The following is a 21479-nucleotide window of genomic DNA, read 5'->3' on the forward strand; positions in this document are numbered from 1 at the left end:
GTCAGAGAGCGCCGACGGCGAACTCCGATCACGCTCAACCTCATGTCGATGTTCACTTGTCTCACAGTTCATGAGAAACTGAAGCCATAAGCACTGTGACGCAGACACACCGCGTCAGCATCACTGATAAGGAGAGAACACGTGAATGCAGCACTGTTGACCACCGTCGCCGAAGGCGCGGAGAAGGCAGCCCACCACACCGAATTGCCGATGGACCCGATCTTCTTCGGACTCATCACCCTCGCGATCTTCCTCTCGATGGCAGCAGTGACGCGGTCGTGGAAGGGCATCTCCAACCGCCACTGATATGGCAAAGCAAACACGCAGGGTCGGTGTCATGGGCGGCACCTTCGACCCCATTCACCACGGTCACCTGGTCGCCGCCAGCGAGGTGCAGTCGACCTTCGATCTCGACGAGGTGGTCTTCGTGCCCACCGGCCGTCCGTATCAGAAGGACGTCGAAGAGGTCACCAGCGCCGAACATCGGTATCTGATGACAGTCATCGCAACCGCGTCCAACCCGCGCTTCACCGTCTCCCGGGCCGACGTCGATCGCCCGGGGCCGACCTACACGATCGATACGCTTCGTGACCTGGCCAGAAGCTACGGAACCGGCACAGAGATGTTCTTCATCACCGGCGCGGACGCTTTGGCTCAGATTCTGACGTGGAAGAATGTAGATGAGCTGTTTTCCTTGGCTCACTTCGTCGGAGTGAGCCGACCGGGACACGAACTTCGCAGTGAAGGTCTTCCGGTGGATCGATTGAGCTTGGTGCAGATTCCTGCACTGTCGATCTCTTCCACGGATTGCAGACTACGGGTGATGGATGGGGCGCCTGTCTGGTATCTCGTACCGGATGGGGTCGTTCAGTACATCGCGAAATACGAGTTGTACAGGAGTGAAAATGGCTGAGGAGCAGTTCACGTCACGTCGCGCCAGGCGAGAAGCCGAGCGGCTGGCTGCAGAACAGGCGTTCGAAGCACGAGAGACACCTGAGCAGCCGAGCGAACCGTCACCGACCAATCGGGCCGAACTGCTGAACCAGCCGCCCGCACCCGCTCAGGCGCCGGAGCCGCGAACGACGACGCCCGAGCCAACGCCGACCGGATCGGAAGCGGAGCCTGGTGAGGTCACGGACCAGCCGCAGGAATCACAAGCTCCTGTCGACACCGAGGACCGCCTCGACCCGCAACGAGCCCCACTGCCTCATTTCGAATCACGCACCGCGCGAAAGAAGTACCTGCGCGACAACGGGCTGTCCCTGGAAGGCGACGTCTCCACCGGCGCGATTCCGGTCATCGCCGGGCCCGAGGAGACAGCAGAGGACGAGACCTCCCCAGAGGGTCCGGACAGCGCAGCTGTCACCGACAGCGATTCCGTTGATGCGGCAGGATTCGGCGGATCGGCTGATGAAGTCGCCGCACGAGACTTCGAAGCTCCCGTCACCGCCGATTCGGCCCCCCGTCCCACCGCTCTCGACGATGACCCACAGGACGCACTGTCCCAGCCGATTGAGCAACTGGACGTCGAAGAGCCAACGGCAACACCTATCGCAGGAACACCTGCCCCCGGAGCCACCTCGGCGCCGAAGCAGCACGAGGTTCCCGCTGCCGAAATCGCTTCAGCTGAGACAGCCGACTCTGCGACAGCGGCGCCCGAGCAGCCCGCACACGGGGACCGCGATGAGCGTGTCGACGCCGATGCGCTCACCGATGAGACCGAGGAAGAGACCGGCGAGACGAGCCGTTCACGACGGATGCCCATCGTGAAGCCGCCGAGCAGCTCGGGAGTGCGAGTCGTCACGGCTGCCTCGGCCCAGATTCCTGCAGTCGACGACGCAGACACCAGTACCGATGCTCGCCCGGGATCCGGCGGGCCGAATACGAACCGTTCGGACTCGAATGAGGCACGGGACTCGAACGAGACGAGGGACTCGAAAGTCGATTCCTCGGCTCCTGGCACGCCGGGCACCGGAAGCACCGCGAACGGATTCGCCCCTGTTCCCGAGGCACAGTCCGCGGAAGAGTCTTCGACCTCATCCGATGATGCCGCCCGCGCGCTGGCAGCCAATCCGGAAACACGTCCGATGGAGACCGTGCCAGAGGCCTGGGCACTGCCCAACTCTGACTATGAGGACGAAGAGACCGAGAATCCTCCGGGAACGCGCATCCGCGCCAGCGAGGTCACCGGTCACGACGGTCGCATTCTTGTTGGCGAAGAACCATCCAAAGTACCCTATGTAGTGCTGGGTGTCGCTGCGCTCTTCGCAGTCGCACTCATCGTCATTGCACTGGTCATGTTGCTGTAATCATCTGAAAGGCTCTTGTGAGCGAGATCGTTGAATCAACCCAAATGCTGAGGACCGCCGCACGTGCGGCGGACGACAAGCTCGGCACCGATCAGGTGGCTCTTGATGTGAGTGCCACTCTCTACATCACTGACGCCTTCCTCATCATCTCAGCGGAGAACGATCGGCAGATCGGATCGATCGTCGACGCTGTCGAAGAAGCTGTGCAGACGACCTATGGTCGCACACCCCTGCGTCGTGAAGGCCGGGGGAGCGGTGATTGGGTGCTGCTCGACTTCGGCGACATCGTCGTCCATGTCTTCTCGCCCGAACAGCGCGAATACTACGCGCTCGAACGTCTATGGAAGGACTGCCCGGTCATTGATCTGGAGCTGCCGGAACATTCCGGCGCTGACGACGCTCGATGACCAAGACCGTCATCTTCTGGCGCCACGGCCAGACGGACTACAACGTCGAACGCCGGTTCCAGGGGCAGTCCGACATCCCCCTCAACGACCTCGGCCGGAGACAGGCAGCGCAGGCAGCGAGCTACCTCAGCGAACTGGCACCTGAACTCATCGTCTCCTCAGACCTGTCACGAGCCGCTGACACGGCCGACGAACTGGCTTCCCGTCTGAACATCCAGGTGACCCGCGATGACCGTCTGCGGGAGACTGCCTTCGGCCAGTGGGAAGGCCACACTCGCGACGAACTCAGCACCACCTGGCCCGACGCACTCGAACAATGGCTCAGCGGAGCCGATATGAACCCTCCCGGCGGGGAATCACGATCCGAGTCAGGCCAGCGCGTCGCCTCGGCGATCACCGAGATCGTCAATGGAACTCAAGCACAGACGATCGTCATCGCCGCTCACGGCGCGGTCCTGCGGGCAGCTGCAGAACTGCTGCTCGGCATGGACGGGCCCGGTCGTCTGGCTGTCCTCGGCAACTGCGGACACGGGGAATTCGCGTTCACCGGAACCAACTGGATCCTGCGCAGCTGGGGCACTGTTCCTTCCTGACACGCGCGCCCACCGGGCCTACTGTCGCAGTGCGTGCACCTGGCGGATCATTCCTATCAGCGCCTGAGCCGATGAGTTCCAGTCGAAAGACGTTGCCTGCTTCTGGCCCGCAGCAGAGAGTTCTGACCACAGCTTCGCATCGGTGAGGCGAGCGATCCCAGCCGCCACGTCACCGGCATCATCGGGGTCGAAGTATACGGCGGCGTCCCCGGCGATTTCGTGGAAGATCGCAATGTCCGAGATCGCCACCGGCACACCCTGGGCCATCGCCTCGATGACGGGGAGTCCGAATCCCTCTTCCTGAGACGCCGTGACCAGAGCGGTCGCACCCTCGAGCAGCGCAGCGTATTCCTCATCGCTGACACCTCGGTGGAAGATCACCTTCGCCCGGTCAGGGATGAGAGCTCGCAGCGCGGCCTCGCGCCTTCCGTCGATGCGGCTGGCAATGTGCAGGGTCCACCCCGGCAGGTGCTGCAGCGAACCGATGAGGGTTTCGACGTTCTTATACGGCAGGAACGTACCCATGTAGACCAAAGACCGTGCATCGTGTCGGTTCACTGACCTGGATCCGGCAACAGCAACCTCGGCGGCATTGGAGACCACGGTCACCGGCTTCGACGACAGGCGGTGATCGGCGATGAGCCCCTTCGTCGTCTGGCTCACCGCTGCGATCGCGTCGGCGCGACCCAGCAGCAGTCGCTGCGGGGCAAAGCTGAGGTGGTAGGCCCGCCACAGCAGTCGCACAGCTGCCGGGAGATCTGCCGGGGGCAGGGGATGCGAATAGTAGATGAGGTCGTGGACGGTGAGAATGAGCCCGTAGCGGCGTCCCGTGGACCCCATGACCTGCATGGTGGAGAAGACGACGTCGGCGCCGAGGTCGTTGAGCTTCTTGGCGATGACGACCTCCTTTGCGGAGGTGGGGGAGTTGAGCTTGACCCACCGGCATTTCGGCAGAAGAGCGAGCTGATCTTCGTCACTGATGATCGCAGTAACCTCGATGTCAGTTCCGGCAACGGCGTTGAGCAGGGCCTCAAGCAGGCATGAACCATAACGGGAGATGCCGTCATGATGGGTTGTGCGGGTGAAGCGAGCATCGAAGAACACGCGGATCGTGTCGCTCGTCTGAGGGCGGCCTGTGCTTTTGCTCATGGAACTCCGAGTCGATAGTCTGATCATCTGTAAGTCTGCGTCTGCCAGAGTCTGCGTTCTTTTTGTCGAAGGGTCAGTGAGTGAAGGAAGCATCACCTGCGTCCGGGGCCCTGAGGTCTCGACCATGATCCTAACGGTTGTCGCTCTCGCCGCCCTCATCATTGTCACACCCTTCATCACGCGTGTGCTGGGCCGGGCCAGTGGTTGGCTCCTGGCCGCGGCCTACCTGGGCATCGCAGGCCTGTTCACCCCCACCGCCGCCGAGGTGATGGCCGGGTCCACCCCGGAAGTGAGCTACCAGTGGATTCCCACCTTCGGTGTCGACCTGGCGCTGCGCGCCGACGGCATCGGCGTCATCTTCACCTACATCGCGCTGATCATCGGGGCCGTCGTCTTCGTCTATTCGACCGGATACCTGGAACGTGGACGGAACACGAGCTTCTACTGGCTGATGGTGATCTTCACCTTCTCGATGGTCATGCTCGTCCTCAGCAACGACCTTCTGGTGCTCTTCGTCTGCTGGGAGCTGACCTCCCTGGCCTCGTTCTTCCTCATCGCCAGGTCCGGCTCGCCCGGTCAAGCGCCGGCGCTGCGCACCATGTTCATCACCTTCATCGGCGGATTGTCCCTCCTGGTGGCCACCGGTGTGATCATCGCAGTGACCGGCACCACGAACGTTCACGAGGCACTGAGCTCGCCGGTCTGGTCAGCCCAATCGCCGGTGACGAGCTTGGTCGCAGTCCTCATCGCCGTTGCAGCGATGACCAAGTCGGCTCAGTTCCCGTTCCACTCGTGGCTGCCCGATGCGATGGCCGCTGCTACTCCGGTCTCCGCGTATCTGCACGCGGCCGCCGTGGTCAAGGCCGGCATCTTCCTGCTGTTGCGTTTCACCCCGGCATTCCATGCCACGCCGGCGTGGAACACTCTGCTCATCGTCGCCGGTCTGATCACTGCCTGCATCGGCGGGTGGTTCGCCCTCAATCAATACGACGTCAAGAAGCTGATGGCCTATTCCACGGTCTCTCAGCTGGGACTCATCACTGCGGTGATCGGCATCGGCTCCGAGGCAGCGATCGCCGCCGCGACGTTGCACGTCATCGCCCACGCCCTCTTCAAATCCGGTCTGTTCATGATGGTCGGCGTCGTCGATCACCTCGCCGGAACCCGCGAACTGACCCGAATTCCACAACTGATGCGCGCGGCACCGGCATCGTTCATCGTCATGATCGTCGGCTGTGCCTCCATGTCGGGCATACCGCCGCTGCTCGGGTTCGTGTCGAAGGAGGCACTGTTCACTGCCTTCGGCGATACTCCCGGTTCTGCCTGGACCGGGTGGGCGGCTCTGCTGGTGGCCGTCGGTGCCTCGGTGCTCACTTTCGCCTACTGCGCGAAGACCGTGTGGGGTGCGTTCATCGACGGCAAGCCTGTGGAGCGAGCGCGTCTGGGTCACGGTTCTCCGGTCATGCTTATTGCCGCCGCGGTGCCGATCCTCGCCTCGCTTCCGCTGAGTTTCGCACTGTTCGTCTTCGACAACCCCATCAGCCAGGCGGTCAGGGCTGCCCTGTACGAATCAACGGGTTCCGTACATCTGGCATTGTGGCACGGGGTGAACGTCGAACTCATCGCTTCACTGCTGATCATCGCGATCGGTGTGATCATCATCCTCAATCGGTCCCGCGTGTTCGTCTTCTTCCACCGCGCCACCCTCGGCTTCGATGGAGCCGACGTCATCAACGGTCTCACCTGGGCCCTGCGCAGGGCCGGCCGAAGCCTCGGCGTCTTCGTCAAGCCGATGAATTCCGGTCCCTACCTGGCAATGTCGCTGGGCGGTCTCGCCGTGCTCGCCTTCACCGCGGTGCCGATCATCTATCCGGAGCTGCCTCCGCTGCAGGAAGGTCTGTGGCGTCCCATCGACATCGTTCTCCTTGTCCTTATCACCATCGCCGTCCTCGTCGTCTGCACCTCGCATTCGCGTCTGACCACGGTCGTGGCCCTCTCCGGAGTCGGCATTCTGGCGACCGTGCAGATTCTGGCACTCGGCGCCCCGGACGTCACCCTTACCCAGCTGTTGGTCGAGGCGATGACGATCATCGTCATCATGCTGGTGCTGCAGAAGCTCCCGCGTTCGTTCTGGAGATATCCCAAGCGTCTGCAGGCCACACGGGCGATCTTTGCGATCATCGTCGGCCTCGCAGCGACGGTACTGACTCTGGCTCTGAATGGACGCCGAGAACGGTCCGACCTCGGCCAGTTCTATATTGAGAACGCCCCCGACATCAGCGGCGGACACAACATCGTCAATACCATTCTCGTCGAGTTCCGTGCCCTGGACACACTCGGAGAGCTCACCGTCCTCGGCATGGCCGGGATCGCGATCGTTGCGGTGATGTCGACGGTCAAGGACAAGTTCATCGACCCGCCCGCCGAGAACATTCCCGAACCCCCGCGGCAGGCCTGGGTCTCCATCCGACCCCGCGGCACAACCGCCTATCGAGCCGTCCATGAGGCCTGGCCCAACGTGATACCGCCTAAGCTCGCGATCAAGATCCTCGGCCCCCTGCTGGCGATCACCTCACTCGTGATCTTCTGGCGCGGCCACAACGAACCCGGCGGAGGCTTCATCGCGGCGCTGGTCGGTTCAGCGGTCATCGGACTGCTGTACATGTCGACGGCCAAGGACCGAGCGATCGGTCCGCCGAAGGCGCCGCTGTACCTGATCGGGTTCGGTGTCGCCACTGCGGTGGCCACCGGTTTCATCGGTCTCATCTTCGCCGGCTCGTTCCTCGAGCCGATGCACGGCTACTTCCTCGGGCAGCACTTCACAACATCGATGATCTTCGACCTCGGGGTATATCTGGCGGTGGTCGGACTGATCCTGCTGTCGTTCAACATCCTCGGCGTCTCGGACTCTGCGGCCACGCCCGCTGGCGACGATGTTCTCACCAATGGCATCATCCATCGTGACGTGGAACTGACCCGCGAGCGTGCCGACGAACTGATATACGGAGAGCTGAGCGGACCGATGGACGCGATCAGAGGGGAACGTCCGACTCACGAACGTCGATCAAGGGCCGGCAACCCCGATGCGAAGGTCAAGGCCTCGTCAACGCATATCCTGCACGGCGATGCGCCCATAGAGCGGTCGAGCGACACTCAACCGGATCAGCCACCAACAGATGCACAGGAGGGTGCGAAATGATCCTTGCCCTCACGATCGGTGTGCTCACCGCAGGCGGCGTGTATCTGATGATGCAGCGATCCATGGTCCGAGGCGTCTTCGGACTGACACTCATCTCCCATGCTGCGAACTTCATCCTGCTCTCCGCAGGGGTCAGCGCCTGGCGCGTCGAGCCCTTGAGCAATCGTGGGGACCAGAGCGTGGCAGCCGACCCGTTGCCGCAGGCCTTCGTTCTCACCGCCATCGTCATCACCCTGGCGGTGACGATCTTCATGCTTGCACTCGCTGTTCTCGGCCACGACGATGATCAGAGACGGGCCCCTGAGACCGGGGAGGAGCGCGAATCATGAATCCGGCACTCCTCCTCCTGCTCATCGGCGTGCCATTGTTGGCATCAGCCCTGAGCGTGCTCATCACCTCACGCACCGTCGATCGCGTCCTGCTGCTGGCGGCTCCGAGCTTCGTCGGCATATTCGGCGTCGTGCTGCTCTTCGTCCACCAACATGAGCCGGTTCTTGCCCACTCTGTGGGCGGCTACGTCCCCGGGTTGGCGATCCCGTTCGTTTCCGATACATTCACCGCTCTGATGCTGGTACTGACGTCCGCCACCGCTATCGCGAGCTGCATCTTCCTGATCACGACGGGTGAGGACCAGTACCGTTTCGTCCCTGCCCTGATCCTGATGATGCTCACCGGCGTCTACGGTGCACTGCTGACAGGGGACCTCTTCAACTTCTTCGTCTTCGTCGAGGTCATGGTGCTGCCGGCCTACGCACTCATCGCGGTCACCGGAACCTGGCGCCGCCTCGGCGTGGGTCGCATGTATGTCATGGTCAACCTCCTGACCTCGACGATCCTGCTCATCGGTGTCGGCTTCGTCTACGGAGCCACGGGCACCGTGAACATCGCGGTCCTCGCCGAGATGGGGGCACCGACCGGGCAGGGGGCTCTGGCCATCGGCGTCGTCCTCTTCGCGCTGATCATCAAAGCCGGGGGCGCACCCTTCCACGGTTGGCTGGTGCGCAGCTACCCGAACACCTCGGCCGGAATGATGTCGTTGTTCTCAGGTCTGCACTCGAAGGTCGCCCTCTACGCGATCTACCGGATCTACACCACCATGTACGGCGAGCCTGCTGCCTGGGTCAACGTCATCGTCATCATCGCTTTGGCCAGCATCATCATCGGTTCGCTGTCCGGAATCGGGCAGAACAGGGTCCGCAATGTCCTCGCCTTCCAGATGACGAGCGGCGTCGGACATATTCTGCTTGGTGTTGTGCTTCTGACCTCGACGGCGTTGGGCGCAGGAGCCTTCTACATGGTCCACCACATGATCACGATGTCGGGCCTTCTGCTGATCATGGGAGCGGTCGAACAGACCTACGGCAGCGGCTCGTTCAAAAAGCTGACCGGGCTGGCCGGCAGAGAGAGGTGGGCGACGATCCTGATGGTCCTCGGCCTGTTCTCACTTATCGGCCTCCCACCGACCTCCGGACTCTGGGGAAAGGTCGGACTCATCACGGCCGCCACCGGCAGCGGAGATGCACTGGGCTGGTGGCTGGTCGCGGCGATCGTGATCGGAGCGGTCATCAGTCTGCTCACTCTCCAGCGCATGTGGCGCAACACCTTCTGGGGACCGCCGATGCAGACGTACCGCCCCGATTCGGCTGAGACCGGCCGCGCCCCGGCCGAGCCCATTCCGAACAGCGTCCGGATTCCCGCACGCCTGCTGGTCCCGGGTACGATCATGATCGGAGTGTCCGTGGCCATCTTCGTCTACCCCGAGCCGCTGTTCGAGATCACTGCCCGCGCCGCGGCTGGGCTGCTCGACCACAGCGCCTACATCGAGGCGGTGACGACGCCATGATGCGATTCGTCCACGGCATCGCCTATCTCGCCTACATCGGCTGGGCCATCGTGACCGGGTCGGCGACCATCGTCACCCGACTGTTCCGGCCCGGTCAGTACGCGCAGCCGATGATCGTCGAGGTCCCGTTGAGGTGCGTCACCGACCTTGAGGTAACCATGTTCGCCTCGTCGATCACGATCACCCCCGGAACCTTGGTCACGGCCATTGCCGCAGGTACCTCCACACAGCCGCCGGTGCTCTTCGTCCATGCCCTGTTCGAAGATTCCGAGGAATCCGCATTGGAGGGCCTGTACGACATGGAGTCGCGTCTGCTCGCGATGACGCGAGGCCGGGCTCCAACGACTGCCGCAAGCACCGTCACCGAGGTCGAACACGAGGAAGGAAGCCCATGACCATCGTCGTCAGCATCTGCATCATCATCCTCGCCGCGGCTGTCATTGTGGGCCTGGTCCGCGTGCTGACCGCCAAGGACCTAGGTTCACGCGCGATCGTCAGCGATCTCATGTACTTCTCCGCCATCGGCATGCTCACCATGTTCGGAATTCTCGTCTCCTCCTCGATCATCCTCGACGCGATCTTCCTGTCGTCCATGGTCGGCATTCTTGCCACCATCGCACTGTCGCGGATCCTCACGAGGGGGTTGCGTTGATGAATGATGCTGTGGCAACCACTCTGGTCGGTATTCTCGGGATCACTGGCTCCCTGCTCATGCTGTTCTCCGCAATTGCGATGTTCCGGGTACGTGACGCTTTGTCCCGGATCAACGTGTTCTCACCGGCCACGGGCCTGGGGATGCCGTTGATCGTCGCGGCCGCCTACGTCTATGACCTTCATTCGGAGGGATTCAGCTGGGGCTCGCTGCTCATGGCCCTCATCGCCGTGCTGTGCCTGATCATCGTCTCGTCCGTGGCCAGCAACACGCTTTCGCGAGCCAGTGTGCTCTCCGGGCAGCCCGTCTACCGCAAGACAGCGCCGAATCGGTTGGCCCGCCCACCAGCAGGCATCGTTGACGACGACCCCGACTATCCTGATCATCCGAGGGCTGGGGCCTGATCTGGTGGGTCCTGGCAGTTGAGTTCGGGACCCCGACAGGCTAGTTCCTGCCGGTGGTGCGCATCGTGATGTTGATCCTGCCCCCGCCGAGGTGATCCAGCCGTCCGTGCTCGGGTGCGGTAGCGTCGAGGATCTTCGTCACCCCGTGAAAAGCGAAGCGGGCGGGCCCTCCGAAGACGAAGGCATCGCCGGAGGCCAGACGAATGTCCTCATAGGGCTTGTTGCGGTTGTCGGTGTTGCCGAACCGGAAGATGCAGGTGTCACCGAGGGACAGTGACACGACAGGAGCGGGATCGAGCTCGTCCTTGTCCTGGTGCATTCCCATCTTCGCCTGACCGTCGTAATAGTTGACGAGCGCCACATCGGGACTGTATTCCTCGGGCAGAAATCCCCACAGGTTGGGTGCATCAGCGGGGGAGTCGGGATCATCGGCGACCACCTCGGCGGCGTGGGAGACGACTCGGCGGCCCAGGCGAGTCATCCAATCCGGGAACGACAGGACGCGCTGGCCGTTGACGTCACGCGCGTGCCGATCATAGCGGCCGGGCTGCCAGTGCCAGCCGAGGCCGATGGTTCTCACACTCATCGGATGCCCGGCGATCGACGTCGCATGTGCCGGCACCGGTCCCGACTGCCACTTCGCGTACTGCCGGATGATCCAGGTCTGAGCAGCGGCATCGAGGAACCCCGGTACCCACACCGCCCCCGGTGCGATGACACGGGGGCGGCGGTCGAAGGCCTCGTCGGCGAAGAGTGACTCCATGGCAGGACGATTCGAACTCAGAGGTCTGTGAGCTCGATCGACTGATCCTGCAGCTGTGCGGCGGACACCTTCTTGCCGATGAGTGCCCGGAGTTCGTCACCGACATCCCAGATGTTGACGTTCATTGCGGCGGTGACGTCTCCGCCGCGAGTCCAGAAGACAATGAACTCCCCGCTTGATTTGTCGCCGCGGATGACGACGTCATCGTCACTTGAGCCGTGGCCGACGTACTCCATGCCGAGATCGTACTGGTCGGTGTAGAAGTAGGGTTCCCAGTCGTATTCCTTGTCTCCACCGGTGATGGTCGCTGCTGCGACTTCGGCCTGACGAACCGCGTTGTCCCAGTGCTCAACGCGCAGACGCTGGTTGAGCAGCGTGTTCTGCGCCGCCGCGATGTCACCGATGGCCAGGATATTGGCATCGCTGGAGCGCATATGCTCATCGACGAGGACGCCGTTATCGGTCTCCAGACCAGCAGATACGGCAAGGTCAATGGTGGGATCTGCACCGATTCCCACGACGACCAGGTCGGCAGGAAGGTCACCGGCACTGGTCTTGACGGATTCGACGGCCTTCGTTCCCGAGAACCCGTTGGTCTCAGCCTCGGTGACGAACTTGATGCCGTTGGCCTTGTGCAGCTCTTCGAAGTACTCGCCGATCTCCTTCCCGAGGGCCGACTTGAGTGGGGGAGTCGAACGCAGGACGACGGTGACATCGCTGCCGGCATTCTGGGCAGCCGCAGCGACTTCGAGGCCGACCCAGCCGCCTCCGATGATGACGACCTTGCTGCCCCGACTGAGCTGCGAGCGGATGGCCACGGCATCACCGGCATCGCGCAGGGTATGGATATTGCCCAGATCGGCACCCGGAACATCCAGGGTGCGCGGGGTGGCACCGGTCGCCAGGATCACCTGTCCGTAGACCAGGTTCTCGCCGTTGTCGAGGGTGAGGCGCTGCTGCTGGGGATCCAGGCCTGTGACCGTGGTGCCGAAGAACGTCGTAACATCGTGGGCGGGGTACCAGTCCTCACCACGCAGCGCGGACTCCGCAGGATCCGAGCCTTCGAGCATGACATTCTTCGACAGATCCGGACGGTAGTAGGGGGCTGCCGGATCGGCGCCGATGAGAGCGATCGACCCGGTGTAGCCACCGTCGCGAAGAGCCTCGACTGCGGTTCCGCCGCCGATTCCTGCACCGATGATGACGGTTCCGAATTCCTGAGCCATTGTCTGTCCTTCCTCGAGGGGGTTTCTTCCACCTTGTACCGCCTGCCTCAGCGAGTCAACCGATGCCGGACCTGCGCTGGTAGGACGCCGTTTTGTGCACGACGGGACCTTCGGCGTAAAGTGAAGAACGAAGGGGCTTTAGCTCAGTTGGTAGAGCGTTTCGTTCGCAATGAAAAGGTCAGGGGTTCGATTCCCCTAAGCTCCACAGAATGGTTTCGCATATGCGCAGAGGTGATCGCGAGATGAAGCCACAGGCAGTGCGGCGACAATCAGCGACCATGACCGGAATTCTCGGGCTTGCCGGTCTCACACACTTCTTCAGACCCGAGACTTTCGATTCGATTGTTCCGCCCCGTTTGGGTGATCCACGCTTCATCACCTACGCCAGTGGTGTCGCCGAACTCGGATGCGCGACTCTCCTGGCGCTGCCACCCACACGCCGACTGGGCGGAATGGCAGCCGCTGTACTCATGGTCGCGATCTACCCTGCCAATATCTATACGGTGAAGAAGCACTGGCACAATCCTCGTGGACGTGCGATCGCCCTCGCCCGTCTGCCGCTGCAGGTTCCGCTCGTGTGGATGTCATGGAACATCGCGAAGGATCGGACCAAAGTCTCGCGCTGAGATCCGCACCTCTGACACGGAGAACTGAACTTGGGATTGAGATTCGCGTGATTCCAGTGTTCACCCTGGCCACCGTCTTGCGGCAGGGCCTCTTCCATGACATATTCTGAGAATGGCAGGGACACCGGAGTTTGCCCCACGGGCACTGCAGACATTGAGCGGTCTGCGCTTCTCAACAGCCACCTCCGCGTTCCAGATCGAGGGCGCACGAACACTGGACGGCCGAGGGCGGTCGATCTGGGATGAGTTCGTTGATGAGCCCGGCAACGTCATCGACTCCAGCACCGCAGACCCGGGACCCGACAGCTATCACCGCAGCGCTGAGGATGCAGCGTTGCTGGCCGGTCTCGGCGTGGACCGCTACCGATTCTCCATCTCCTGGGTCCGTATCATCGCCGATGGTATGGCTGGGACGAAGCCCAACACAGCCGGCCTGGACTATTACGATCGCGTCGTCGACGAGCTTCTGGGTGTCGGAGTCACACCGGAACCCACTCTCTATCATTGGGACCTGCCCACTGCACTTGAAGCAGCGGGCGGCTGGTTGAACAGGGACACTGTTCATCGCTTCGGCGACTATGTCGATGCCGTGGCGGACCGCCTCGGCGATCGTGTCCGCCATTGGTACACGATCAACGAACCGGCCTCGACCTCGCTTCAGGGCTATGCACTTGGAGAACTCGCACCGGGGCACACGATGCTCTTCGACGCGCTGCCCACGGTCCATCACCAACTCCTGGCTCACGGGACTGCCACGACGATACTGCGTGAGCACGGCGCCGAGCAGGTGGCCCCGGCAATCAACCACAGTCTCATCCTTCCCGAGACGGATGCTGAGGCTGACCACGAAGCGGCGGCGACCCTCGATCTCATCTACAACCGTCTCTTCGCCGATCCGCTGCTGCTGGGGGAGTACCCGGATCTTGAAGCACTCGGCGCCCAGATGCCGATCCGCGACGGGGACATGGAACTCATCTCCACACCCTGCGATGTGTACGGGTTCAACTACTACAACCCGACCACGGTGCGCGGAGTCGGCGAAGGGCCACTGCCCTTCGAGATGGTTCCGACCCCGGGTGCTGCGACCACCGGATTCGGGCCGCTGTGGCCGATCCGACCGGATACGCTCAGAGACTTCCTCATCGATATGCGCACACGCTATGGGTCCAAGCTGCCACCCATCGTGATCTCTGAAAACGGTGCGTCCTTTCCCGAACCCGAGGTGGGCACCGAACCGATCAGAGACGATGAGCGCATCGCCTACCTACACGAACATCTCGAGGCTGTCGCCGAGGCGATCGTGGCCGGTGTTGCCATCGTCGGCTACACCGTGTGGTCGCTGCTGGACAACTTCGAATGGGCGGACGGATACACCCAGCGCTTCGGGCTCGTTCATGTGGACATGAACACCGGGCACCGAACCCCGAAGTCCTCATATCAGTGGTACCGGGACCTCATCGCTTCGGTTCGGGCATGAGCGCGAACCTACCAGGAACGGGCCACCGAACGGGAAAAAGGGTCGGGCCCCTGTGGATGGTGTGGTTCACTCTGGCCTGGCTGGCCATCTGGACGGTTCAGCTGACTCCTATCCAGCTGCTCCTGCCTTTGCAGCTGGATACGCAGAGCGGGCACTGGCTCCACGGAGTCGTCTGGTCCGGAGTCGTGCTCTCCGCAGGCGGACTCGCCGGCATCGTCGCGGCCCCGATCGCAGGGAGTCTCTCCGACCGCACACGCTCGCGTCTCGGACGCCGCCGCCCCTGGGCCATCGGCGGATCGCTGGGGGCCGCCATCGGCCTCCTACTCACCGGGTGGGCGCAGGGACCGCTGTTCGTCGGAGCCGCCTGGGTCGTCGTCTCAGTCTCGGTGGCCATCGCCTCTGCCGCGCTGACGGCCCTCATCGCCGACCAGCTGGACTCACAGCGGGGAACGGCATCGGCATCGGCGAGCTCGGCCCAGGCTGTCGGGATCGTCGTCGGCGTCGGGGCGGTCGTGCTCCTGGGCCTTGGACTCGGTGCCTCCTATGCGCTCCTGGCTGCGATCATCACCGTCGTCGGGGTGGGCACCGCGTTCCTCCTGCCCGATCCCGCTCCGGACCACCCGAGGATCCTCGCCCTGCATGAGGGACGGGAGCCGATCACCCGGGCTCGGATCTCTTCGCTGCTCGACCACAACTTCAAGTGGCTGCTCGTCTCGAGGTTCGTCGTCAACGTGGGCAACGCCTTCGGCACCTCGCTGCTGCTCTTCTTCCTCATCTACGGAATCGGAGTCCCCGCAGACAGTGCCGAGGACAAACTGCTCGTCCTGATCGTCATCTACACGATCTTCGTCGTGATCTCCTCGATCGTGCTGGGAACCATCTCGGATCGTTCCGGGAATCGTCGCTTCTGGACGATCGCCTCGGCGCTGGTGCAGGCCTGTTCTGGTGTCATCATCCTCATCAGCCCGGAATTCCTCACCACCGCTATCGCAGCTGCTGTCATGGGCACCGGTTACGGCGCGTACATGGCGGTCAGTCTGGCCTTCGCCACCGACCTGCTGCTCGATCCCGATGACCACGCACGCGATCTGAGCATGGTCAACAATTCCGCCGCTCTCGGACAGCTTGTCGGGCCACTGCTGGGAGCGGGACTCGTGGCCCTCGTCGGAGGTTTCTGGCTGCTCTTCGCCGCAGCCGCGTGTGTCTCGATCCTCGGTGCGGTGATGACGCTGACGGTACGCCCGAAGACCCTTCCGGTGCGCTGAGGCTGCTCGCCGGGCGACGTCAGGAGATGCCGAGGAGCTTCCCGCTCTTCGCCAGCTCGGGATCGGTGCAGGACGCCAGATCGAAGCAGCAGGGACGGCGTTTCCCTGACTCCAACTTCGAGATCGCAACCTCGACGCGGCGGGCACGAGTCTCAGCGTTCTTCGTCGCCTGGATCCATCTCACCCATTCCCACCGCGCCATCGGCGTCAGGCTCGCCCAGACCTCGGTGAGTTCGGGTGCGTCTTCGAGGGCTGCCCCGAAGTCATCGGGGATCGAGGTCTCCGGCCATTCCTTTGTAGGAGTCAGCGACACATCCACTTCATCGTCCACCTTGGCATTGAGCGCTGCAGACAGCTCGTTGGTGACATTGATCCAATGTCCGCGCATGCCGTCGGGCTCGACCACCGTAGTGAAGTCCACACCGCCCGCCGTCCCCTGAGCGGCAACCTGCCCGCGGGAGGGCAGCTCCGCGCTGGCCTCGGCGGGCAGGCGCAGGATGGTCCTCTCGTTGATGACCTCCAGCGTTGCGGAGAACTCGATGGCCGTGGGTGTGTTCGTCTTCGTGCTCATGGTCACCAGAATAGCGCCCCACCCGGCAGGTGACTTCTTGATTCCTGACCGGTTGTGGCGCCACCTGTGTTCGGATCATCCCAGCTGTGAGCCCACCCAGTCGGGCGAGGCACATCGGATCTGCCCGATGCGTTCACTCACCTCTGTGGGGAAAGGGACGGTCGTGCCCGATTCTTGGTCCACATGCAGGGCGACGATCTCCTCAGTGGCCACGAGTTTCCCCTCGACTCGCATTTCGTAGGCCAGGTGCAGCTTCTTCGCCCCCGCCGCGACGAGAGTGGGCGTGACCTGCAGCTTCTGGCCGAGGCTGACCTCGTCGAGGTAGCGGATGTGGGATTCGACGGTGTAGAGCGAGGTGGAGTGCGCCTCCCGGTATGCCTGGTCGAGGCCGATCTGGTCCATGACCTGGTTGGTGGCGAAGCCGAAGACCAGGACGTAGAAGGCCTCGGACATGTGGCCGTTGTAGTCGATCCACTCAGCGACGACCTGGGTCTGATAGTCATCAAGCTCGCTCGGCTCGCTGTTCCCAGGAGAAGCCGTATCCGGGTGCACTGATCCTGCCGGGACATTGGTCGCCGAGGTGGTTCGGGCCTTGGTCTCTCGCGTGGACTCTAGGTCGGCGGTGAGCCTGCGCAACGCGATGATGCCCGCATCCCGGGTGGCGATGAGGTCGGGAATGGTGCTGTCTCCTGCAGCCACATCACAACCGGCCACGACATCGTCACGCAGCTTCTGGGTGAGCTCCGGGGCCTCGAGCCGTGTCCAAGGGGACTTCAGCGACGGACCGAAGTGGTCGAGCATGTGCGCCATCCCGCCCTCACCGCCGGCCAGGTGGAAGGTCAGCATCGGTCCCTGGAAGGGCCAGCGGAGACCGGGACCATCGGTGATTGAACGGTCGATCTGCTCGACCGTCGCCTCACCCTGGTCGATCATGTGCAGGGCCTCTCGCCATTGCGCCTCTTGAAGACGGTTGGCGATGAAGCCGGGGACCTCGTGGTCCATTCTGATGACGGACTTCCCGACGCGAGTGTAGAACTCGGCCGCCCAGTCGACAGCCTCGACGGCAGTGGACTCTCCACCGACGACCTCGACGAGCGGAATGAGGTACGGCGGATTGAACGGATGCCCGACAACCAGGCGCTCGGGATGCTCGGCATCGAGTGCCATCTCGGTCATGCTGTAGCCCGAGGTGGAGGAGCCGATGACCACATGTTCGTCACACACCGCATCGATGCTGGAAAGGAGGCTGCGTTTGAGTTCGAGGTTCTCCGGGGCGGACTCCTGGACGAATCCGGTTCCGGCGACCGCCTCGGCGAGGTCGGTGTGCACCGTCCAGGCGTCCTTGTCAGCACCTGCGACCATGTCGAGTTCGGCCAGGGCAGGCCATGCCGCGTCGATCAGGCGAGTCAGCTTCTCGGCCGCATCAGGTGCCGGGTCCCAGACCTTGACGGTGAAGCCCTGAGCGAGGAAATACGCTGCCCAGCCCCCGCCGATGGTGCCGGCTCCGATGCAGGTGACCGTGGTGATCGACTCGATGTCAGGATAGGACGGAGCAGTGATCGCCGCGCTCACAGGTCGAGTCCTGTCACCATCGGCGTCTGCACGCGCAGATCAAGGATCTGGCGAGCCTCGTCAGGTGTGGCGACGTCGGCGCCCAGGCCCTCGATGATGTCGACGGCACGTTCGGTCAGTGACGCATTGGTGGCCTTGACCCCTTTGGCCAGGTACAGATTGTCCTCGAGTCCGACCCGAGCGTGGCCTCCGGCGAGCACGGATTGGGCCACCCACGGCAGCTGATTGCGACCGATGGCGAAGGACGTGAATTGGGCACCTGTCGGGAGCATGTTCACCATCGCCGTCAGCAGTCCGGCATCGACCGGTGCGCCGTAAGGCACTCCCATGCACAGCTGATACAGCGGCGGCGGGTCGATGAGACCCTCTTCGACGAGCACATTGGCGAACCACAGGTTGCCGGTGTCGAAGATCTCGAGCTCGGGTCGGACCCCCAGAGTCTGGATCTTCTTCGAGCCTTCACGCAGCATGTCGGGCGTGGACACGTAGATGTTGGAGCCGTCGCCGAAATTCAGCGAACCGCAGTCGAGAGTGCAGATCTCAGGCAGAAGCTCCTCGACATGGGGGAGCCGCTCCAAGGCATTGACGAGATCGGTGCCCGGCATCTGTGTTGTCGGATCCTGAGGGTCGACGACGAGGTCTCCGCCCATGCCTGCGGTGAGGTTGATGACCGGGTCGACATCGGAGGCGCGGATGAGGCGGACGACCTCTCGGTAGTGGGCGACCTCGCGGGAACCCTGCTTGGTGTCGAGGTCGCGGACGTGGACGTGCACCACAGAGGCTCCGGCCCGAGCTGCGGCGATCGCGTCGTCGGCGATCTCCTGCGGAGTGACTGGAACGTGTTCGCTCTTGTTCGCTGTATCGCCGGCGCCGGTGACGGCGCAGGTGAGAATGACCTTGCGATTCATGATGACTCCTCATCAGGGTTGGGTTTGACGATTGCGCGTTTGAGGTAGCTGGACAGACGGCGCCGGAATGTCGCGGGGTCCATGATTCCGGTGAGTACTTTGACTCCGAGTCCGTCGATCAGCGATGTCAGCTCATCGGTCATGGCGGTACTGTCACCGTGGCGGAAGAGACCCTCTGACTGACCTGCTTCGATGGTGGAGCGCACGGTCTGGGACCAGCGTTCGTAATGCGCCGGATAGTCAGAGCTGTAGGGGTCTTCAAGGCCGAGCCTGGCCCAAGTCTGGAGCCAGATGGACCACTCGCTGCGTGCGGTGCGGCCGATGGGAGACTGCAGTTCGAGCAGGCGTTCGAGCCGGCGATGTGGGCTGGGAATCTCTCCGAGCCAGGCGACCTGTCGATCGAAGGCGAGTTTGACCGAGTAGTCGAGTGCTGCGTCGAAGAGATCGGACTTGCCGTTGAAGTAGTAGTGGATGCTCGCGTTCGAGACTCCCGCGGCTTCGGCGATGTCGACGATCCGTACGGTGTCGTAGCCGTGGCGGGCGAAGAGGTCCCATGCGGTCTCGACGATGAGCCTGCGCGGTGAGGAGCCCGGGGGCGGTGTCGGTGCCTGGTCAGAACCGGTTTGGAATCGCAGGGGAGTCGCGGACACCTGTGATTCGTCACCGAGCAGCCACCTGACAGTCACTCCTGTCGCGGTGGCAAGACCGAGGAGCTCTGCGGTGCCGAATCTGCGCCGACCAGACAGGGACTTCGACAGTTTGGTCTCATCGATTCCGATGCTTGCGGCCACATGTCGCTGAGACAGTTCGCTGGCGCGCAGCGCCTCTTTGGCACGCTGCGCAGTGATCCCGCCTTCGCTGGTGTCGGCGTCTTTGCGATCCGTCATGGCCGCCAATCTATCGTCTGCATGCGCAAATCGCAAGCAATGCTGATGTGTAATCAGAACTTGCGATTGTTGACGTTGAGCATGAACCGCCAGATTCGGACCTAAAGGAGCGCGACGAGCGGCAAGTGAGCGGATATTGTCGAAGGGATGAACGAACCAGCTGCTGCCACCTTCACCAGGAGGACTCCATGACCGACAATCTCCACTCTCGAATGCACGTCGTATCCGATGAGACCCGAAACCTTGTCAACCTCGTCCTCGACTATTCGCGACGACGGACCTTGGCAGTCGACACTCCGCTCGACCATCCGACGACAGAGACTGAACTCAAACGACTGGCCGGGCCGACCATCACCGAAGACGGTGTCGGTTCGTCTCGCGCACTGGCGATCTTCGAGCACATCTTCGCTCCGGCCTGCATCACCACAGACCACCCGAAGTACCTGTCCTTCATCCCGAGCGCGCCGACGAAGGCCGCCGTGGCGTTTGACCTGGTGGTCTCCGCGAGTGCGCTCTACGGCGGGTCGTGGCTCGAAGGTGCGGGCGTCGTCCATGCCGAAAACGAAGTGCTGTCATGGCTGGCTGGCGAGTTCGGACTGCCGGAAAGCGCCGGCGGCGTCTTCGTCCAAGGCGGCACGATCGGCAACCTGTCTGCCCTCGTCGCGGCTCGTGACGCTCGCAAGGCCCAGCTCGGCGATGAGAAGCCGGGTCGCTGGGTCATCGTGTGCAGTGCCGAAGCGCACTCCTCGGTCGCTTCAGCGGCCGCTGTGATGGACGTCGATGTGGCGCCTGTAGCGACAGGTGACGACGGCATTCTGCGCCCCGAGGGCGTGCGAGCCGCGCTCGAAGAGCACGGCAACGCCGTCATCGCCGTGGTTGCGACCTCGGGTACGACGAACTTCGGCACCATCGATGACATCGCCGGGATCGCGGCGCTCAAGGATGACTACGACTTCTGGCTCCACATCGATGGAGCCTATGGGCTGGCAGCGATGCTCTCGCCATTGGCACGCCACAAGTTCGCCGGAGTCGAGTCCGCCGATTCCGTCATCGTCGATCCTCACAAGTGGCTGTTCGCGCCCTTCGACGCCTGCGCACTCATCTACCGCGACCCTGACCTGGGACGGCGAGCGCACACCCAAAGGGCCGAATACCTCGACACACTCACCGAGTCCCAGGAGTGGAGTCCCTCCGACTACGCCATCCAGCTCACCCGCCGTCCGCGTGGACTGCCCTTGTGGTACTCGCTGGCCAGCTATGGTGCCGAGACCTATCGTGAAGCCATCAGCCACTCGATCGAACTGGCAATGCAGATCGGCACAGAGATCAAGAAGCGGCCGAATCTCAGACTCGTTCGTGAACCCGAGCTCTCGGTCGTCGTCTTCGAACGCGATGACTGGACTCGTGAGGACTATCAGCGATGGTCAGACCGACTGCTCGAGGATCAGCGGGCCTTCGTCGTGCCCAGCTCGCACCAGGGTCGGCCCAACGCCAGGTTTGCCATCGTCAACCCGCTGACGACTTTCGAGGATCTCGTCGACATTCTCGACACGGTGGAGTGACGCCGGTTCGTATGCAGTGAGGCTGTTCCCTATGCGGTGACACCGTTCCGAGTCGTGGTGTGGCCC

22 protein-coding genes and 1 tRNA gene are annotated in these 21479 nt (G+C 62.9%); 16 read left to right on the plus strand and 7 right to left on the minus strand.

The features are described from left to right. The first annotated feature begins 141 nt into the window (after positions 1 to 141). From CXR25_RS18640 to CXR25_RS09010, 5 genes are read left to right on the plus strand one after another with little or no spacing between them, the layout of a single operon-like run. Positions 142 to 306, plus strand: coding sequence for a hypothetical protein (locus CXR25_RS18640; RefSeq protein WP_009884172.1), 165 nt, complete (start codon positions 142 to 144; stop codon positions 304 to 306). Position 307: 1 nt separating this feature from the next. After that, positions 308 to 913: a nicotinate-nucleotide adenylyltransferase gene (gene nadD / locus CXR25_RS08995; protein ID WP_035279184.1), complete on the plus strand. Its 606-nt coding sequence runs from the start codon at positions 308 to 310 to the stop codon at positions 911 to 913. Beyond that, entirely contained in the window at positions 906 to 2309 is a 1404-nt protein-coding gene (locus CXR25_RS09000; RefSeq protein WP_096146469.1) for a hypothetical protein, read from the plus strand. The genes nadD and CXR25_RS09000 overlap by 8 nt, the downstream gene beginning before the upstream one ends. A gap of 44 nt (positions 2310 to 2353) precedes the next feature. Beyond that, entirely contained in the window at positions 2354 to 2716 is a 363-nt protein-coding gene (rsfS, locus tag CXR25_RS09005; protein WP_009884175.1) for a ribosome silencing factor, read from the plus strand. Beyond that, positions 2713 to 3309, plus strand: a complete 597-nt coding sequence (locus CXR25_RS09010) for a histidine phosphatase family protein (RefSeq protein WP_101583657.1) — start codon at positions 2713 to 2715, stop codon at positions 3307 to 3309. Before rsfS ends, CXR25_RS09010 begins: the two co-directional genes overlap by 4 nt. 18 nt (positions 3310 to 3327) lie before the next feature. On the opposite strand, the gene CXR25_RS09015 is transcribed toward CXR25_RS09010, so the two are convergent. Further along, positions 3328 to 4458 (minus strand): glycosyltransferase family 4 protein, encoded by a 1131-nt coding sequence (locus CXR25_RS09015; RefSeq protein WP_101583659.1) that lies wholly within the window; start codon positions 4456 to 4458, stop codon positions 3328 to 3330. A 124-nt stretch (positions 4459 to 4582) separates the two neighbouring features. Between CXR25_RS09015 and CXR25_RS09020 the strand changes: the two genes are divergently transcribed. From CXR25_RS09020 to CXR25_RS09045, 6 genes are read left to right on the plus strand one after another with little or no spacing between them, the layout of a single operon-like run. Further along, a complete protein-coding gene (locus CXR25_RS09020) occupies positions 4583 to 7657 on the plus strand; it encodes a DUF4040 family protein (RefSeq protein ID WP_125240526.1) in 3075 nt (1024 codons plus the stop codon). After that, entirely contained in the window at positions 7654 to 7986 is a 333-nt protein-coding gene (locus CXR25_RS09025; RefSeq protein ID WP_009884179.1) for a sodium:proton antiporter, read from the plus strand. Before CXR25_RS09020 ends, CXR25_RS09025 begins: the two co-directional genes overlap by 4 nt. Next, entirely contained in the window at positions 7983 to 9500 is a 1518-nt protein-coding gene (locus CXR25_RS09030) for a monovalent cation/H+ antiporter subunit D family protein (RefSeq protein WP_009884180.1), read from the plus strand. The genes CXR25_RS09025 and CXR25_RS09030 overlap by 4 nt, the downstream gene beginning before the upstream one ends. After that, on the plus strand, positions 9497 to 9895 hold the full coding sequence (locus CXR25_RS09035) for a Na+/H+ antiporter subunit E (protein WP_371860660.1): 399 nt from the start codon (positions 9497 to 9499) through the stop codon (positions 9893 to 9895). Before CXR25_RS09030 ends, CXR25_RS09035 begins: the two co-directional genes overlap by 4 nt. Beyond that, positions 9892 to 10152, plus strand: coding sequence for a monovalent cation/H+ antiporter complex subunit F (locus tag CXR25_RS09040; RefSeq protein WP_009884182.1), 261 nt, complete (start codon positions 9892 to 9894; stop codon positions 10150 to 10152). The genes CXR25_RS09035 and CXR25_RS09040 overlap by 4 nt, the downstream gene beginning before the upstream one ends. After that, positions 10152 to 10556: a cation:proton antiporter gene (locus tag CXR25_RS09045; RefSeq protein ID WP_009884183.1), complete on the plus strand. Its 405-nt coding sequence runs from the start codon at positions 10152 to 10154 to the stop codon at positions 10554 to 10556. Before CXR25_RS09040 ends, CXR25_RS09045 begins: the two co-directional genes overlap by 1 nt. Positions 10557 to 10596: 40 nt before the next feature. On the opposite strand, the gene CXR25_RS09050 is transcribed toward CXR25_RS09045, so the two are convergent. Both CXR25_RS09050 and CXR25_RS09055 read right to left on the minus strand, forming a co-directional pair. Then, positions 10597 to 11319 carry an alpha-ketoglutarate-dependent dioxygenase AlkB family protein gene (locus CXR25_RS09050; protein ID WP_009884184.1) on the minus strand — a complete coding sequence of 241 codons (723 nt, stop codon included), beginning with the start codon at positions 11317 to 11319 and terminating at the stop codon, positions 10597 to 10599. Positions 11320 to 11336: 17 nt separating this feature from the next. Then, positions 11337 to 12545 carry an NAD(P)/FAD-dependent oxidoreductase gene (locus CXR25_RS09055; RefSeq protein ID WP_069600073.1) on the minus strand — a complete coding sequence of 403 codons (1209 nt, stop codon included), beginning with the start codon at positions 12543 to 12545 and terminating at the stop codon, positions 11337 to 11339. Between the two features lie 132 nt (positions 12546 to 12677). On the opposite strand from CXR25_RS09055, the gene CXR25_RS09060 reads away from it, so the two are divergent. From CXR25_RS09060 to CXR25_RS09075, 4 genes are all read left to right on the plus strand, one after another. Next, positions 12678 to 12750, plus strand: a tRNA-Ala gene (locus CXR25_RS09060). Between the two features lie 73 nt (positions 12751 to 12823). Further along, positions 12824 to 13171, plus strand: coding sequence for a DoxX family protein (locus CXR25_RS09065; RefSeq protein WP_241212407.1), 348 nt, complete (start codon positions 12824 to 12826; stop codon positions 13169 to 13171). Positions 13172 to 13283: 112 nt separating this feature from the next. Next, the gene (locus tag CXR25_RS09070; RefSeq protein ID WP_180959227.1) at positions 13284 to 14648 is read left to right on the plus strand and encodes a GH1 family beta-glucosidase; all 1365 of its coding nucleotides are present in this window, start codon (positions 13284 to 13286) and stop codon (positions 14646 to 14648) included. Beyond that, positions 14645 to 15913: an MFS transporter gene (locus CXR25_RS09075; protein WP_029417400.1), complete on the plus strand. Its 1269-nt coding sequence runs from the start codon at positions 14645 to 14647 to the stop codon at positions 15911 to 15913. The genes CXR25_RS09070 and CXR25_RS09075 overlap by 4 nt, the downstream gene beginning before the upstream one ends. Positions 15914 to 15932: 19 nt before the next feature. On the opposite strand, the gene CXR25_RS09080 is transcribed toward CXR25_RS09075, so the two are convergent. The 4 genes from CXR25_RS09080 to CXR25_RS09095 form a co-directional block, all read right to left on the minus strand. Continuing rightward, complete coding sequence (locus CXR25_RS09080; RefSeq protein ID WP_069600076.1) at positions 15933 to 16484, minus strand: YdeI/OmpD-associated family protein; 552 nt, start codon at positions 16482 to 16484, stop codon at positions 15933 to 15935. Positions 16485 to 16559: 75 nt separating this feature from the next. After that, positions 16560 to 18056: a 3-hydroxyacyl-CoA dehydrogenase NAD-binding domain-containing protein gene (locus CXR25_RS09085; RefSeq protein ID WP_069600077.1), complete on the minus strand. Its 1497-nt coding sequence runs from the start codon at positions 18054 to 18056 to the stop codon at positions 16560 to 16562. Then, positions 18053 to 18964 (minus strand): beta-keto acid cleavage family enzyme, encoded by a 912-nt coding sequence (locus tag CXR25_RS09090; RefSeq protein WP_009884191.1) that lies wholly within the window; start codon positions 18962 to 18964, stop codon positions 18053 to 18055. The genes CXR25_RS09085 and CXR25_RS09090 overlap by 4 nt, the downstream gene beginning before the upstream one ends. Continuing rightward, positions 18961 to 19851 carry a TetR family transcriptional regulator C-terminal domain-containing protein gene (locus CXR25_RS09095; protein ID WP_009884192.1) on the minus strand — a complete coding sequence of 297 codons (891 nt, stop codon included), beginning with the start codon at positions 19849 to 19851 and terminating at the stop codon, positions 18961 to 18963. The genes CXR25_RS09090 and CXR25_RS09095 overlap by 4 nt, the downstream gene beginning before the upstream one ends. Positions 19852 to 20039: 188 nt before the next feature. On the opposite strand from CXR25_RS09095, the gene CXR25_RS09100 reads away from it, so the two are divergent. Beyond that, a complete protein-coding gene (locus tag CXR25_RS09100) occupies positions 20040 to 21413 on the plus strand; it encodes a pyridoxal phosphate-dependent decarboxylase family protein (protein WP_009884193.1) in 1374 nt (457 codons plus the stop codon). Positions 21414 to 21479 lie beyond the last annotated feature (66 nt).

Origin of the sequence: Brevibacterium aurantiacum, assembly GCF_003932995.1 — a bacterium.
In the GTDB taxonomy this organism is placed as follows: Bacteria; Actinomycetota; Actinomycetes; order Actinomycetales; family Brevibacteriaceae; genus Brevibacterium; species Brevibacterium aurantiacum.

What these genes read in the sequence shown, in the direction of transcription:
- rsfS (WP_009884175.1), top strand. Translation starts at nt 2,354, where the DNA reads ATGCTGAGGACCGCCGCACGTGCGGCGGACGACAAGCTCGGCACCGAT.
- CXR25_RS09040 (WP_009884182.1), top strand. Translation starts at nt 9,892, where the DNA reads ATGACCATCGTCGTCAGCATCTGCATCATCATCCTCGCCGCGGCTGTC.
- CXR25_RS09080 (WP_069600076.1), bottom strand. Translation starts at nt 16,484, where the DNA reads ATGAGCACGAAGACGAACACACCCACGGCCATCGAGTTCTCCGCAACG.
- CXR25_RS09065 (WP_241212407.1), top strand. Translation starts at nt 12,824, where the DNA reads ATGACCGGAATTCTCGGGCTTGCCGGTCTCACACACTTCTTCAGACCC.
- nadD (WP_035279184.1), top strand. Translation starts at nt 308, where the DNA reads ATGGCAAAGCAAACACGCAGGGTCGGTGTCATGGGCGGCACCTTCGAC.
- CXR25_RS09045 (WP_009884183.1), top strand. Translation starts at nt 10,152, where the DNA reads ATGAATGATGCTGTGGCAACCACTCTGGTCGGTATTCTCGGGATCACT.
- CXR25_RS09025 (WP_009884179.1), top strand. Translation starts at nt 7,654, where the DNA reads ATGATCCTTGCCCTCACGATCGGTGTGCTCACCGCAGGCGGCGTGTAT.
- CXR25_RS09090 (WP_009884191.1), bottom strand. Translation starts at nt 18,964, where the DNA reads ATGAATCGCAAGGTCATTCTCACCTGCGCCGTCACCGGCGCCGGCGAT.
- CXR25_RS09000 (WP_096146469.1), top strand. Translation starts at nt 906, where the DNA reads ATGGCTGAGGAGCAGTTCACGTCACGTCGCGCCAGGCGAGAAGCCGAG.
- CXR25_RS09010 (WP_101583657.1), top strand. Translation starts at nt 2,713, where the DNA reads ATGACCAAGACCGTCATCTTCTGGCGCCACGGCCAGACGGACTACAAC.
- CXR25_RS09035 (WP_371860660.1), top strand. Translation starts at nt 9,497, where the DNA reads ATGATGCGATTCGTCCACGGCATCGCCTATCTCGCCTACATCGGCTGG.
- CXR25_RS09020 (WP_125240526.1), top strand. Translation starts at nt 4,583, where the DNA reads ATGATCCTAACGGTTGTCGCTCTCGCCGCCCTCATCATTGTCACACCC.
- CXR25_RS09075 (WP_029417400.1), top strand. Translation starts at nt 14,645, where the DNA reads ATGAGCGCGAACCTACCAGGAACGGGCCACCGAACGGGAAAAAGGGTC.
- CXR25_RS09015 (WP_101583659.1), bottom strand. Translation starts at nt 4,458, where the DNA reads ATGAGCAAAAGCACAGGCCGCCCTCAGACGAGCGACACGATCCGCGTG.
- CXR25_RS09055 (WP_069600073.1), bottom strand. Translation starts at nt 12,545, where the DNA reads ATGGCTCAGGAATTCGGAACCGTCATCATCGGTGCAGGAATCGGCGGC.
- CXR25_RS09100 (WP_009884193.1), top strand. Translation starts at nt 20,040, where the DNA reads ATGACCGACAATCTCCACTCTCGAATGCACGTCGTATCCGATGAGACC.
- CXR25_RS09070 (WP_180959227.1), top strand. Translation starts at nt 13,284, where the DNA reads ATGGCAGGGACACCGGAGTTTGCCCCACGGGCACTGCAGACATTGAGC.
- CXR25_RS09030 (WP_009884180.1), top strand. Translation starts at nt 7,983, where the DNA reads ATGAATCCGGCACTCCTCCTCCTGCTCATCGGCGTGCCATTGTTGGCA.
- CXR25_RS09050 (WP_009884184.1), bottom strand. Translation starts at nt 11,319, where the DNA reads ATGGAGTCACTCTTCGCCGACGAGGCCTTCGACCGCCGCCCCCGTGTC.
- CXR25_RS09095 (WP_009884192.1), bottom strand. Translation starts at nt 19,851, where the DNA reads ATGACGGATCGCAAAGACGCCGACACCAGCGAAGGCGGGATCACTGCG.